Source organism: Acidovorax sp. KPB24-07 (assembly GCF_057543315.1).
The window spans coordinates 1-13,770 of record NZ_BAAJYS010000020.1 but is presented as its reverse complement, the minus strand read 5'-3'; the positions used below and the strand labels follow the sequence as shown (position 1 = coordinate 13,770).

Annotated in this window: 7 protein-coding genes and 3 pseudogenes; 1 reads left to right on the top strand and 9 read right to left on the bottom strand. The window is 65.9% G+C overall.

The genetic code is table 11. The features are described from left to right. Positions 1 to 626 precede the first annotated feature (626 nt). The 4 genes and pseudogenes from AC27IQ_RS04745 to AC27IQ_RS04730 form a co-directional block, all read right to left on the bottom strand. Positions 627 to 860 (bottom strand): annotated as a pseudogene (locus AC27IQ_RS04745) (DUF6531 domain-containing protein); the annotation flags it as partial. Positions 861 to 1,089: 229 nt separating this feature from the next. Further along, positions 1,090 to 1,176: pseudogene (locus tag AC27IQ_RS04740) on the bottom strand (hypothetical protein); the annotation flags it as partial. 407 nt (positions 1,177 to 1,583) lie between these two features. Next, the gene (locus AC27IQ_RS04735; RefSeq protein WP_284399712.1) at positions 1,584 to 2,015 is read right to left on the bottom strand and encodes a DcrB-related protein; all 432 of its coding nucleotides are present in this window, start codon (positions 2,013 to 2,015) and stop codon (positions 1,584 to 1,586) included. Between the two features lie 33 nt (positions 2,016 to 2,048). Beyond that, entirely contained in the window at positions 2,049 to 4,571 is a 2,523-nt protein-coding gene (locus AC27IQ_RS04730) for a type VI secretion system Vgr family protein (protein WP_487088579.1), read from the bottom strand. A 282-nt stretch (positions 4,572 to 4,853) separates the two neighbouring features. On the opposite strand from AC27IQ_RS04730, the gene ligD reads away from it, so the two are divergent. Then, the gene (ligD, locus tag AC27IQ_RS04725) at positions 4,854 to 7,421 is read left to right on the top strand and encodes a DNA ligase D (protein ID WP_487088577.1); all 2,568 of its coding nucleotides are present in this window, start codon (positions 4,854 to 4,856) and stop codon (positions 7,419 to 7,421) included. 30 nt (positions 7,422 to 7,451) lie between these two features. Here ligD and bioB read toward each other — a convergent pair whose 3' ends face one another. The 5 genes and pseudogenes from bioB to AC27IQ_RS04700 form a co-directional block, all read right to left on the bottom strand. Beyond that, positions 7,452 to 8,510, bottom strand: a complete 1,059-nt coding sequence (gene bioB / locus AC27IQ_RS04720) for a biotin synthase BioB (protein ID WP_487088575.1) — start codon at positions 8,508 to 8,510, stop codon at positions 7,452 to 7,454. A gap of 353 nt (positions 8,511 to 8,863) precedes the next feature. Then, positions 8,864 to 9,340, bottom strand: coding sequence for a VOC family protein (locus AC27IQ_RS04715; RefSeq protein ID WP_284399723.1), 477 nt, complete (start codon positions 9,338 to 9,340; stop codon positions 8,864 to 8,866). A 171-nt stretch (positions 9,341 to 9,511) separates the two neighbouring features. Continuing rightward, positions 9,512 to 11,560, bottom strand: a complete 2,049-nt coding sequence (locus AC27IQ_RS04710; RefSeq protein WP_487088573.1) for an acetyl-CoA carboxylase biotin carboxylase subunit — start codon at positions 11,558 to 11,560, stop codon at positions 9,512 to 9,514. Between the two features lie 75 nt (positions 11,561 to 11,635). Continuing rightward, positions 11,636 to 12,175 carry an NYN domain-containing protein gene (locus tag AC27IQ_RS04705; RefSeq protein WP_272569491.1) on the bottom strand — a complete coding sequence of 180 codons (540 nt, stop codon included), beginning with the start codon at positions 12,173 to 12,175 and terminating at the stop codon, positions 11,636 to 11,638. 14 nt (positions 12,176 to 12,189) lie between these two features. After that, positions 12,190 to 13,723, bottom strand: a pseudogene (locus AC27IQ_RS04700) (acyl-CoA carboxylase subunit beta). Positions 13,724 to 13,770: the final 47 nt, after the last annotated feature.

Sequence of the window (13,770 nt, the reverse complement as noted above, 5' to 3'; positions counted from 1 at the left end):
CGCTCGGGACCGCTGGCCTGCGCGGCGCTCTCCCAGGCGTAGTGGCACGCAAAGCCGCCGGCATCAACCTGCAGGACCATAAGGCGTTCGGCATAGGCAAAGCGCCGGGTGAGGCTGCGCGTGCGGTCGAGCACTTCGGTGAGCTGGCCAGGTACGGGGTCTTCGGGCGAATGACCGGGGCCCTGGCGATCCTGATGGGGACTCTCGGCCGCATAGCGGTAGCTAGCGAGCAGGCCCAGTTGCTCGCCGGGGGCGGCCTGTACCAGGTGGATGGACTGCACCTGGCGGGCCTGCCCCGCGTAGTCCAGCCGCAGTACCCGCCCCAGGTGGTCGGTGAGGCCCACCAGGCGCCGCGCGCTGTCGTAACGCAGCGCGATCCAGTGCCCGAAACGGTCGCGCAGGCGCAGGAGCTTGAGGACATGGGTGCCGGGCTCTTCGGGCGCCGGGCCGAATTGCTCGTGGATGTGGTCGAGGCCGCTGACTTCGAAGTGCCCCCCGGCGGTGCACCCGACGATGAAGCCCTCTCCAGTGTTGAAGAGGGCGTTGCCTGGTTCGACCCAGGGCAGCTCGATGTGCCGCCCCTGCGGATTGACGTAAACGAGGCGCCCGGCCTGTCCACTGCCTGGCGCTGGGCGAACCACGTGCAGTTCGATGTCGTAGGGCACGCTCCAGCCCTCGCCGTGCACGGTGTCCTGACGGTGGTCGTGGTTGCTGTAAAAGCGCCGCCATTCGATGGGCAAAGGCCCGGGGAGCACGAAGTCGGTGTCGCGGCTGCCGTCCAGGACCTTGCCGCCCGTCGCGGGATGCACGGGATAGCCGATCAGGGACCGGAACCCGCGCCCGAGCCACTCGCCGGCCATGCCGACGACGGCGCCCATGGCCAGGCACCCCACCCGCCCCAGGAAGTTGCCGCGCCCCATGGCCAGGCCGACACCGATCTCCAGCGCGGTCTCCCACCACAGCTTGTCGTCGGCAACGTTGAGGTAGGCGGTCTTGTTGCCGCCAAAAGAAGACGGTGTCCGCGCCGGTGGCGATCTGCGCGGCGCACATGAGCTTGTCGCCCTTGCGCGCAGCGGGAAAGGTCTCGATGAAGACGCTGTCGGTGCCCTCGGCGATGAAATTGGGGTTGGGTGAGGAGTGCTTGGTGCAGGCGGTGAAGTCGGCGACGGCCCGCATGGCCAGGCGTTTTTCGATGAGAACGGTGCCCGCCCCCTGCGCGCCCAGCTTGCCCGTGATCTCCAGTTCACCGATGTCCTCGGTCATCTCCTGGATCTTCTTTTCCTTGTAGCTGCTCCAGCCGGTCGCCCCTCCGATAAAGCCGGCCAACAGGCCGCACGCCAGGATCGCCCCGCAGCCCATGGTGGCCACCGATACCCCAGCCAACAGCGCCACCGCACCTGCCACCAGCAAGGTCTCCACCATCCCCGACGCCAGCCGCAACCCCACCCGCGCCAGCCTCGACCACACCGACACGTGCCCGATGTCGTCGCCCAGCCTCGCCGCCGCCAGTCCACCCATGTTTTGTCTCCATCTTTTTTCAAGCCGTGCCTTCAGGCACGTGCGTTCGGGTCGTCGCCCCGTCGTCACTCACGCAAGACGAAACTCCCCAAGACATCGCTCACCATCTTGTGGTGCTCATCGGTGAAAGGGACCGGCAGCGAGAACGTCAGGCTCAGCACCTGGCGCGTGTCCGGCAGCAGGAACAGCGATTGCACGTGGTAAACCGTTTTGCCCTGCTGCTTGTAGCTCACCGAAAACTTCGAGCCGCCGATTTTTTGGCCGGCCCCCAAAAATGCGGGCTCGATCTCGCTGCGGGTGAATTTGCTCACTTGCCGGGAAAGATCGTTCAACTGGCGCTTCAAGAACTCCGGAGGCGTTTCGTCCGCCTCCAGCGGGTCCTTCGAGATCGCGATGGTCATGCCGCCGGAGCCGGGCTCGGGCGCCAGCAGGTGCATGGTGCGGTCCGTCACATGGGGCGGTGCCGTGATGTGGCCTTCTTGGAAGTGATAAAGCATGGTTTTTCTTCTGGAGGCCTCGGGCGGAGGGCCTCAGCAATTGAGGTTGATCTTTTTCCCGAACTGGTCAAGGTCGTCCTGGAAGTTGAAGACGCCTTTCACGCCATTGAGCACGATCGTGCCATCGGCCTTCAAGGTGATGGACGCCGCGCCGCAAACCAGGGTCACGCTCTCTCCCGCCACCTGCGTGATGTTCTTGCCCGCGTTCACGAACACCGTGTCGCTCTGCGCATTCACCACCACGTTTTCCTTGGCCAGCACGTTGGCGTTCAGGCTGGTGGAGGACAGCGATATGTTCTGTTCCGCCACCAGATTCATGTTGCCGGTTTGGGCCACGGAGGCAACGTCCCCGCCCGAGACCATGTTGCTTTGCCCGCCCGAAGTCACATGCGTGAGCATGCCGGCCTTGGCCAACTGCGTGAGTTGCGCGCCACTGGAGATGGTCACGTGCTGCTGGGCATGCACCGACGTGCTCTGGCCCGAACTGACGACGATGGGCTTGGGACTGATCATGCTTTGCCCTTCCGGGCTCACGATGGACACGATCGGCTTGGTGATGTCCTTGGACAAATCCATCAGGCTACGCGCATCCGGCATGGCAGGGTCGGTGTTGGTGGGCATGGCCGTTTCCGCGCCCCCTCCTCCATCGCCACCCGAGCGGGAACTTGCCATCTTGGCCAGCGAGGTCAAGCCGCCCGCCGCGCCCCCGGTCATGGCCGCAATGCCTGCCCCCATGCTGGCGATCTGCGAAGACTTGGCATCCGCCAATGCGCCGATGGTGGCGTTCACCGACGACACGGCCTGCCCGGCCTCCTGCATGAGTGAAGAGGTGTTGGCCAGCGTCGCACCCAGCTGATCGAACCCGTCCGGGTTGTTGCTCGCCACCTTGGAGGTGAAGTCCTGCGGGTACGTGGTGATCAGCAGCCCCTTGTCCGCCCGGATCGACCCCCACAGGTCCGTGCGCAGCTCGAACCCGTACCCGCGCTGCGAGCCGCTGCCCTGGTGCATCAGGTACCCCATGTTCAGGTACGTGTTGCCGTAGGTGTTGGACAGCTCCAGGTGCTCGATGCCCTTCTTGTCCTCAAAGCGCAGCATGCTCGCCCCGCCCCCGCCCTTGCTCCAGTTCGTGAGCGTGCCCGACTGCGTCTTGTTGTCCGGCAGCTTCCACGGCGGCATCTGGATGCCGTTGTACACCCGACCGGTGATGATGGGGTAGTCCGGATCGCCGTTCAGAAAGTCCACGATGACTTCCTGCCCGATGCGCGGGATGTGGATGCTGCCGTAGTTCAGCCCCGCCCAGGGGTGCGACACCCGCACCCAGCAGCTGGAGTTCTCGTCCATGGCCCCGATGCGGTCCCAGTGGAACTGCACCTTCACCCGGCCGTACTGGTCGGTCCAGATCTCCTCGCCCGGCGGGCCCACCACCACGGCCGTCTGCGGGCCGGTGGTCTTGGGCTTCGGGGTGGTGCGCGCGGGCGTGTAGGGCAGGCTGGTCGGCTGGGCCTGCAGGGTGAACTTCTGGAACGAGCCCTCCTCCTGCGGCGTGCTTTTGGTGCCGGGCGCCACGGCGCTGACCTGGGGGTTTTCCTTGAAGTGGTACTCCAGCCCGGTCAGCAGGTATTGCTGGTTCTGGTCCTCGCGCGGGTGGTTCTCCAGGGTGAAGGTGTAGCCGGGCGCCAGCGCCCGGTGGCGCGACTCGCCCCGCACGGTGCTGTGCCCGGTCAGACTCGATTGCAGCCGAGAGCGGGCGTAGTTCTCGCCGTCGCCGAACTCGGTGTACCCGCCCGGCCATTCGTAGATCTCGTGGCTGTCGTGCGCGTGCCCCGGCGGGGTCTGGCGCATGTTGGACAGGTCGGCCTTGGGTTTCTTGAAGTCGTAGTCGTCGTTGTAGTGCCGCCCGGGCTTGATCTCCTGCGCCAGCTGCCAGGCGTGGATGTTCTCCTTGTCGGCGACGGCGGCCTTCTCGGGCGGGTAGAACGGGATGACGGCGGCGCCCGCGAGCGCGCTGTGCGAGGCGACGATGTCGTCGGCCAGGGTGAGCACGTGCTGGCCGGCGCTGTGCTCGTGGAAGTAGTAGATGCCTTCGTGCTCCATGAGGCGCGAGACGAAGGCGCAGTCGGTCTCGTTGTACTGCACGCAGTAGTCCCAGGTGCGGTAGCTCTGGGTGAGCTTGCGCTGCAGCGGGTAGCCGTATTTGCCGAGCACCTCCTCGATGATGTCGGGGACAGTCTTGTTCTGAAAGATCTTGAAGTCGCTTTGCCGCGTGGCCAGCCACAGCCAGGGGCTCAGGCGGGCCTTGTAGCTGTAGAAGCGGTGGTCCTGGCCCTGCAGCCCGAAGCGGGTGACGATGCCGTCCAGGTAGCGCGTGCCGCCCCCTTCGGTCTCCACCACGATGGTGGCGCTCTTGCCCAAAAGGGCCTTGGGGTCGATGGATTTGCTCTCGCTCAGCAGGTCCACGTCCAAGGAGAACAGCTCGGAGAGCGCTTCTTTGCCCTGCAGCTGGCGAAACTGCAACTGCTCGCCCAGGGGCGTCTGGATGGTGACTCGGCGTGTCATGGGGAATGCCGGCCATGCCGGAATTTGTAACGGTAATGGGGTCCGCGAATGATATTCCCTTGTGTCTAATCACTTATTGGACATTTGACTCAAAATGTAATCTGCAAACCATTTGCACTATCCACCGAAGCAATTTTAATCAATAGGTATAAATACTTAATAATCATTTAATTAAAGCATTTTTTATTTAAATTCGCAGAATTTAATAAAAATATCATTTTTCCTGGGCTGGCGTTGGCTTCCTACATTCCTTATCAGCACGCCGCTGCTACGTTCATGAACATGTCCCGTTCCCGCACCACTCTCCCCGCCCTGGCGCTGTATGAACAAAAGCGCGACTTCTCGATCACCCCCGAGCCGCGCGGAGGGGCCGAGGCGACCGCCGATGCGCTGCGCTACGTGATCCACAAGCACTGGGCCACCCGGCTGCACTACGACCTGCGCCTGGAGCTGGAGGGCACCATGAAAAGCTGGGCCGTGCCCAAGGGGCCCAGCTTCGATCCGGCCGACAAGCGCATGGCGGTGCAGGTGGAGGACCACCCGATCGCCTACAACCAGTTCGAAGGGCAGATTCCGGCGCGGCAGTACGGGGCGGGCAAGGTCATCATCTGGGACAAGGGCTACTGGGTGCCGCTGGAAGATCCGGTGAAGGGCTACCGGGCCGGCAAGCTCAAGTTCGAGATCCACGGCCACAAGCTGCAGGGGCGGTGGACGCTGGTGCGAATGCGCTCCCGGGGGGCCAAGCAGGAGCGGCAGCCCGCATGGCTGCTGATCAAGGAGCACGACGGACTGGAGCGCCCGGCGGCCGAGTTCGACGTGGTGCAAGACATGCCCGACAGCGTGAGCGCCCTGCCCGATCTGCCAGGCGTGCCAGGCCAGGCGCCTCGGCCCGGCCAGGCGCCTCGGCCCGGCCAGGCGCGGGCAACGAAGGCCGCCCGAGGCGCCAAAGCCGCCCAAGCGGTCAAGGCCCCGTTGCCAGCCGAGCTCAAACCCCAGCTCGCCACGCTGGTCCAGGGCCCGCCGCCCGATCTGGCCGACTGGCTGTTCGAACTCAAGTTCGACGGCTACCGGCTGCTCGCGCGCATCGACCATGGCAAGGTGCGGCTATTCACCCGCAATGGCAACGACTGGGGCCACAAGATGCCCGACCTCGTGACGGCCCTGAAGGCGCTTCCCATCGACAGCGGCTGGATCGATGGTGAGATCGTGGTGATGGACCGCCAGGGCATGCCGGACTTCCAGGCGCTGCAGAACGCGTTCGAGAACGGCACGGCGGCAGGGCTGGTGTTCTACGCGTTCGACCTGCCCTTCGTGAACGGGGCGGACCTGCGCGCGCTGCCCGTCACCGACCGCCGCGAGGCCCTGCGCGCCATCCTTCCCGAGGGCGAGGGCCAGACGGTGCGCTTCAGCGAGGCCTTTGATGCGGCCCCGGGCCAGCTCATCGCCTCGGCCTGCCGGCTCGGCTTCGAAGGGGTGATCGGCAAGCGCAGGAGCGCGCCGTACGTCTCGCAACGCTCGGCGGACTGGATCAAGCTCAAATGCGGCCAGCGCCAGGAGTTCGTGATCGGCGGCTACACCGAGCCCAGGGGCACGCGCAACGGCATCGGCGCGCTGCTGCTGGGCGTGCAGGACGAAGACGGGAGCCTGCGCTACGTGGGCAATGTCGGCACTGGGTTCAACGAGCGCAGCCTGGCGCAGTTGCGCGAGCGCCTGGAGGCGCTGACGACTTCCAAGAGCCCGTTCGCCAACGCAGCCCGGGGCGCGGCCAAGGTGCATTGGGTGCGCCCGCAATTGCTGGCGGAGGTGGCCTTCGCCAGCTGGACGCACAGCGAACGCATCCGCCACGCCGTGTTCCGCGGCCTGCGGGACGACAAGCCCGCCAAGGACATCGTGCACGAGCGCCCTCTTCCCGCCAAGGCGCTGGCCCAGGCTGCCACCCGCGCCAAGCCCTCGACCGCGCGAGCGGACACCCTGCGCGTGACCCACGCTGAGCGCGTCATCGACCCGGAATCGGGCACCACCAAGATCGATCTCGTGCGCTATTACGCGCTGGTGGCACCGCTGATGATGGAGCACCTGCACCAGCGCCCGGTCTCGCTGGTGCGGGCGCCGGCCGGTGTCGGTGGCGAGCTGTTCTTTCAGCGCCACCAGGAGCAAGGCAGCCTGCAGGGTGTGCAGCCGCTCAAGGCCTCGCTCTACCCCGGCCATCCGCCGCTGCTGGAGGTGGTGGGGCCGCAAGGCCTGCTGGCCGCTGCGCAGATGAACACGGTGGAGTTCCACACCTGGAATGCCCGCAAGGACCGCATCGACCGGCCCGACCGCATGACATTCGATCTCGATCCCGGCGAGGGCCTGGCCTGGGACCGCATGCAGGAGGCGGCCACCCTGATGCGCGTGATGCTCACCGAACTCGGCCTGCCTTCGTTCCTCAAGACCAGCGGCGGCAAGGGCCTGCACGTGGTGGTGCCCATCCAGCGGCGGCACGACTGGGATACGGTCAAGGCGTTTTCGCAGGCCATCGTGCAGCACATGGCCCGCACCATTCCGGCCCTGTTCGTGGCCAAGAGCGGGCCCCGCAACCGCGTGGGCAAGGTGTTCGTGGACTACCTGCGCAACGGATTGAGCGCCACCACGGTCTGCGCCTGGTCGGCGCGCTCGCGGCCGGGCCTGGGCATCTCGGTGCCGCTGGCCTGGAAGGAGCTGGAAACCCTGACGGGCAGCGCAGAGTGGACCGTGCGCAATGTGGACGAGCGGCTGCGCACCGGCAACACCCCCTGGGAGGGCTATGCCGGCGCGGCGGTGTCGATCGCGGGCGCCATGCGCCTGCTGCAGTTCACGCCGAAGGCGTGAGCGGCGGCCGCGCGGCGGCGGCAGGGCCGGTCAGGCCTGCAATGGCAGTTCGTCCGTTTCGGTGCGGGTGGTGCGGTGGCCCTTCAGCCCGAGCTTGGCGAGCAGCTTCACGTCGGCCTCGCCCTCCGGGTTGCCGGTGACCAGCAGCTTGTCGCCATAGAAGATCGAATTGGCGCCCGCCATGAAGCACAGCGCCTGCACGGCATCGCCCATCTGCTGGCGGCCGGCCGACAGGCGCACGCGGGCCTTGGGCATGGTGATGCGCGCCACGGCGATCACCCGCACGAAGTCGAGCGGGTCCACCGGTTCGCTGTCGGCCAGCGGGGTGCCGGGCACGCGCACCAGGCTGTTGATGGGCACCGATTCGGGGTAAGGATTCAGATTGGCGAGCTGGGCGAGCAGGCCGGCGCGGTGCACGGGCGCCTCGCCCATGCCCACGATGCCGCCGCAGCACACGCTGATGCCGGCGCCGCGCACGTGCTGCAGGGTGTCGAGCCGGTCCTGGTAGGCGCGGGTGCTGACCACGTCGGTGTAGTACTCGGGCGCGGTGTCCAGGTTGTGGTTGTAGTAGTCGAGCCCGGCGTCCTTCAGCGCCTGCGCCTGGTGCGATTCGAGCATGCCCAGCGTGGCGCAGGTCTGCATGCCCAGCCCTTTGACGGCGCCGATCAGCTCGCTCACTTTTTCGATGTCGCGGTCCTTGGGCGAGCGCCAGGCGGCGCCCATGCAAAAGCGGGTGGCGCCGGCATCCTTGGCGGCCTGGGCCGCAGCCGTGACTTCCTGCACGCTCATCAGCTTCTCGGCTTTCACGCCGGTGTCGAACTCGGCCGACTGCGGGCAATAGCCGCAGTTCTCGGGGCAGCCACCGGTCTTGACCGACAGCAGTGTGGCCAGTTCGATGTCGCCGGCAGGCCAGTGCTCGCGGTGCACGCTCTGGGCCTGGAACATCAGGTCCATGAACGGCTTGTCCAGCAGCGCCTGGATGGCCTCGACGGACCAGGGCCCGGCAGGCACCTGCGCGACTGGCGGGCGGCGGTGCAGTTGCACGGCTTGCGCCGCGGCGGGGGTGGGTGGGACAGCGGTGGTTGGCATGGTGGGTGGGCCCTTTCTCGTCTGGTTTTTCGGCAGTCCGGCGTCTGGCCGGTCGTGGCAGGCGCAGATTCTGGCGGAGCCGGCGGCGCAAATCCAGATCCAGGCCTCACAAACCCGAGCACGATGGAGTGCCGTTATCTACCGTCAACGGCCGGCCCGCGATCGGGCTTTTTAAGCGAGGTTGCGCGACATTGCCCGCACGATCGCACAGGTGCAAAACCCGTGTCGCCTTCTGTCGCGAAACCATGGCCATCTTTCCGAAAACACATCGCCCTACCGCGCAGCCATGCCCGGAGTTGCGTGCAGTTGGCGCCAGTGCCGCTGGAGGGCGGCAGGCAATGCCTGCCGATTCGTCAGCCCAGCGCCGCAATCACGTCTTTAGGGGCCTGTACCAGTTCGATGAGCACCCCCTCACCTGCGATCGGAAACTCCGCGCTGGATTTGGGGTGCAAAAAGGTGATGTCGTGCCCCGCGGCGCCCTGGCGGATGCCGCCCGGCGCGAAACGCACGCCCTGGGCGGTGAGCCATTCCACCGCGCGCGGCAGGTCGTCGATCCACAGGCCGATGTGGTTGAGTGGCGTGGTGTGCACGGCAGGCTTCTTGTCCACGTCCAGCGGCTGCATCAGGTCCACCTCCACCGCATGCGCGCCCCGGCCCATGGCCAGGATGTCTTCGTCGACGTTCTCGCGCTCGCTGCGGAAGGTGCCGGTCTGTTCGAGGCCCAGCATGTCCACCCACAGCGCCTTCATGCGCTCCTTGTCGGTGCCGCCGATGGCGACTTGCTGGATGCCGAGGACCTTGAACGGACGTGCGGTGATGGGATTTGCCATGCGGATTCCAAAAAACGTTTTACTATGATTTTTATAGCAATATACCCTAGTGGAATATGCGCCGCAGGCCAAAATGGTCCTGATCCACAGCGTGCCACCCCCAGGCATGCGCCACGCGGTGCCGGCCGGTTCGGGCCCTGCCCCCCCTGCCCGCGACACCGCGCACGAAGATCACTGGAATTCCAGGATCACCTGGTCCACCGCCAGCGACTCGCCCTTGCCGGCGACCACCTTGCCCACGATGCCGTCCTGGGTGGCGAACAGGATGTTCTCCATCTTCATGGCCTCGATCACCGCGAGCTTTTCGCCGGCCTGCACCGCCTGGCCCGGCTGCACCGCCACGTCGACCAGCAGCCCGGGCATGGGTGACAGCAGGAACTTGCTCAGGTCCGGCGGCGCCTTGTAGGGCATCAGGGTGTGCAGGCGCGCGCCCAGGGGGGACAGCACGATGGCATCGATCTGCGTGCCGTTGTGCGAGATGCGCAGCGCCAGCGGGCTGCGCGGCGTGCCGCGCTCGACCTGGGCGGTGAAGCCCGCGCCGTTGCACTGGCCCTGCACGCGGATCTGGCCCAGCGTGGCCGCGCTGCCGATCTGGTAGCTCTTGCCACCCACCGACACGGCGCTGGAGCCCGAGCTGCCCTGGAAATCCGTCACCGACACCGCGTGGTGCTCATTGCGCCCTTCGTGCCCCATCACCACCACCACGAACTGCTCGCCCACCTTCACGTTGTGGCCGGCGAGTTGCCCGCTGATGCCCGAGGCACGCGCGCGGTAGCGGCGGTTCATGTAGGCCGCCAGCGCCACCAGGAACAGCGGATCGTCGTGCGGCACGTCCTGCGAGGCAAAGCCCTGGCTGTAGTTCTCGGCGATGAAGCCGGTGTTGAAGTCGCCCGCCACGAAACGTGGATGGGCCAGCAGCGCGGCCTGGAACGGGATGTTGCTGCCCACGCCGCGGATCACGAACCCGTTGAGCGCGGCGCGCATCTTGTGGATGGCGTCTTCCCGGTCCTGGCCATGCACGATGAGCTTGGCGATCATCGAGTCGTAGTACATGGGGATCTCGCCGCCCTCGTACACGCCCGTGTCCACCCGCACGCCCAGCTTTTTGGTGGTGTCGGCCTGGAACATCGACTCCTCCGGCGGCTGAAAGCGCACCAGGCGGCCGGTGGAGGGCAGAAAGTTGCGGAACGGGTCTTCGGCGTTGATGCGGCACTCGATGGCCCAGCCATCGCGCCGGACGTCGGCCTGGGTGAGCGGCAGCGGTTCGCCGGCCGCCACGCGGATCATCAGCTCGACCAGGTCTAGGCCGGTGATGCATTCCGTCACCGGGTGCTCCACCTGCAGGCGCGTGTTCATCTCCAGGAAGTAGAAGTCCTGGTCCTTGCCGACCACGAACTCCACCGTGCCGGCGCTCTGGTAGTTCACCGCCTTGGCCAGGGCCACGGCCTGCTCGCCCATGGCCTTGCGCGTCGCGTCGGAGATGAAGGGGGACGGAGCCTCCTCGATCACCTTCTGGTGGCGGCGCTGGATGGAGCATTCGCGCTCATTCAGGTAGATCACGTTGCCCTGGCTGTCGCCCAGCACCTGGATCTCGATGTGGCGCGGCTCCTGCACGAACTTCTCGATGAAGATGCGGTCGTCGCCGAAGCTGTTGCGCGCCTCGTTGCGGCACGAGGTGAAGCCCTCCAGCGCCTCCTTGTCGTTGTAGGCCACGCGCAGGCCCTTGCCGCCACCGCCGGCGGACGCCTTGATCATCACGGGGTAGCCGATGTCGCGGGCGATCTCCACCGCGCGCTCGGCCGATTCGATGGCGTCGTTCCAGCCCGGAATGGTGCTGACCTGCGCCTCGTTCGCCAGTTTCTTGGAGGCGATCTTGTCGCCCATGGCGGCGATGGAATGGTGCTTGGGGCCGATGAAGACGATGCCCTCCTCCTCCACCCGCTTGGCGAAGGCTTCGTTTTCCGACAGGAAGCCGTAGCCCGGGTGCACGGCCTGCGCCCCGGTCTGCTTGCAGGCGGCGATGATGCGGTCGGCCTGCAGGTAGCTCTCGCGGCTGGGCGCCGCCCCGATGTGCACGGCCTCGTCGGCCAGCTTGACGTGGCGCGCTTCCTTGTCCGCATCGGAATACACCGCCACGGTGGCGATGCCCATCTTCTTGGCGGTGGCGATGACCCGGCACGCGATTTCGCCCCGGTTGGCGATCAGGATTTTGGTGAACATGGTGTTGGGGAGTGGAGGTGTTCTAACGGGCGGTGTCTTGCGTCTTTTTTGTCTGTCTGTCTCGCGGGACGGGGTTCATGCGTGCCGGTCGATGGCCGGGCTCATGTCTTCCATCCAGAGCACGTTGTCCGAGTACGACTGCAGGTCGGGCGAGAGGTTGGAGGTGGAGCCCGAGACCCACACCTCCTTGTGCAGCTCGGACTTCACGTAGGAGATGGCGTCTTCGAAGTCCCCGTCGCCGGCGGAGAGGATCAGCCGGTCGTACACGTTCTGGGCCGCCAGCTTGATGATCAGCGTGGCGATGCCCACGTCCACGCCCTTTTGCACCGACCGGTCGAACTGGTGGCTGCAGTTGGGGCAGTTGGCGTGCATGCGCTTGAGCTTGTAGAGCTGCACCCGGAACTTCGGCCCGATGGGCGGCGCGGTCTTGATCCAGGAGTGGAACGCGTTCTGGGCGTCAGTGGACGGATCGCTCGCCGAGTTCAGGTAGTAGCTCTCGTGGATCGGCCCGCCGTTCAGGCGCGTGATCTCGTTCTTGAGCTTCAGGTAGTCGAAGGGCCGGCCCTTGCCGTAGTTGAAGAGGTAGGCGCCATCGACGATCCAGACGGTTTTCATGGGGCGTGCATCGCTCACAGCGGAATGTTCCCGTGCTTGCGCCAGGGGTTCTCCAGCTTCTTGCCCTGCAGCATCACCATGCTGCGGCAGATGCGCTTGCGCGTCTCGTGCGGCAGGATCACGTCGTCGATGAAGCCGCGGGCGCTGGCCACGAAGGGGTTGGCAAAGCGCTGCTTGTACTCGGCCTCGCGGGCGGCGAGCTTGGCGGGGTCGTTCTTGTCCTCGCGGAAGATGATCTCCACCGCGCCCTTGGCACCCATCACCGCGATCTCGGCGTTGGGCCACGCCAGGTTGACGTCGCCGCGCAGGTGCTTGGAGCTCATCACGTCGTAGGCGCCGCCGTAGGCCTTGCGGGTGATGACGGTGATCTTGGGCACGGTGCACTCGGCATAGGCGTACAGCAGCTTGGCGCCGTGCTTGATGATGCCGCCGTACTCCTGCGACGTGCCGGGCATGAAGCCGGGCACGTCCACGAAGGTGACCACGGGGATGTTGAACGCGTCGCAGAACCGCACGAAGCGCGCGGCCTTGATGCTGCTCTTGATGTCCAGGCAGCCGGCCAGCACCAGCGGCTGGTTGGCGACGATGCCCACGGTCTGACCCTCCATGCGCGCCAGGCCGATGACGATGTTCCTGGCGTAGTCGGGCTGCAATTCGAAGAAGTCGCCGTCGTCCACCACCTTGGTGATCAGCTCCTTCATGTCGTAGGGCTTGTTGGGGTTCTCGGGCACCAGGGTGTCGAGGCTGCGGTCCATGCGGTCGGCCGGGTCGTTGCTCGGTCGCACGGGCGGCTTTTCGCGGTTGTTCAGCGGCAGGTAGTTGTACAGGCGGCGCAGCATCATCAGCGCCTCGACGTCGTTCTCGAACGCCATGTCGGCCACGCCGCTGCGGGTGGTGTGGGTGCCGGCGCCGCCCAGCTCCTCGGCCGTGACTTCCTCGTGGGTGACCGTCTTGACCACCTCGGGGCCGGTCACGAACATGTAGCTGCTGTCCTTGACCATGAAGATGAAGTCGGTCATGGCGGGCGAGTACACGGCGCCGCCAGCGCAAGGGCCCATGATCATGCTGATCTGCGGGATCACGCCGCTGGCCAGCACGTTCTTCTGGAACACGTCGGCATAGCCGCCGAGCGAGGCCACGCCTTCCTGGATGCGCGCGCCGCCCGAATCGTTGAGCCCGATCACCGGCGCACCCACCTTCATGGCCTGGTCCATCACCTTGCAGATCTTCTCGGCATGCGTTTCCGACAGCGCGCCGCCGAACACGGTGAAGTCCTGGCTGAAGACGAAGACGAGGCGGCCGTTGATCATGCCGTAGCCGGTCACCACGCCGTCGCCGGGAATCTTCTGGCCTTCCATGCCGAAGTCGGTGCAGCGGTGCTCCACGAACATGTCCCATTCCTCGAACGTTCCGTCGTCCAGCAGCAGCTCGATGCGCTCGCGCGCGGTGAGCTTGCCCTTTTTTGTGCTGCGCGTCGATGCGCTTTTGACCGCCGCCCTGGCGGGCGAGTTGGCGCTTTTGCTCCAGTTGTTCGAGGATGTCTTGCATGGGTCGCTCTTTCGGTGGTGATTCTTTTGCTATTTTTATTTTAATAG

Coding starts and splice junctions, on each gene's coding strand:
- AC27IQ_RS04730 (WP_487088579.1), bottom strand. CDS start 4,571: ATGACACGCCGAGTCACCATCCAGACGCCCCTGGGCGAGCAGTTGCAG.
- AC27IQ_RS04705 (WP_272569491.1), bottom strand. CDS start 12,175: ATGAAAACCGTCTGGATCGTCGATGGCGCCTACCTCTTCAACTACGGC.
- AC27IQ_RS04710 (WP_487088573.1), bottom strand. CDS start 11,560: ATGTTCACCAAAATCCTGATCGCCAACCGGGGCGAAATCGCGTGCCGG.
- ligD (WP_487088577.1), top strand. CDS start 4,854: ATGTCCCGTTCCCGCACCACTCTCCCCGCCCTGGCGCTGTATGAACAA.
- AC27IQ_RS04735 (WP_284399712.1), bottom strand. CDS start 2,015: ATGCTTTATCACTTCCAAGAAGGCCACATCACGGCACCGCCCCATGTG.
- AC27IQ_RS04715 (WP_284399723.1), bottom strand. CDS start 9,340: ATGGCAAATCCCATCACCGCACGTCCGTTCAAGGTCCTCGGCATCCAG.
- bioB (WP_487088575.1), bottom strand. CDS start 8,510: ATGCCAACCACCGCTGTCCCACCCACCCCCGCCGCGGCGCAAGCCGTG.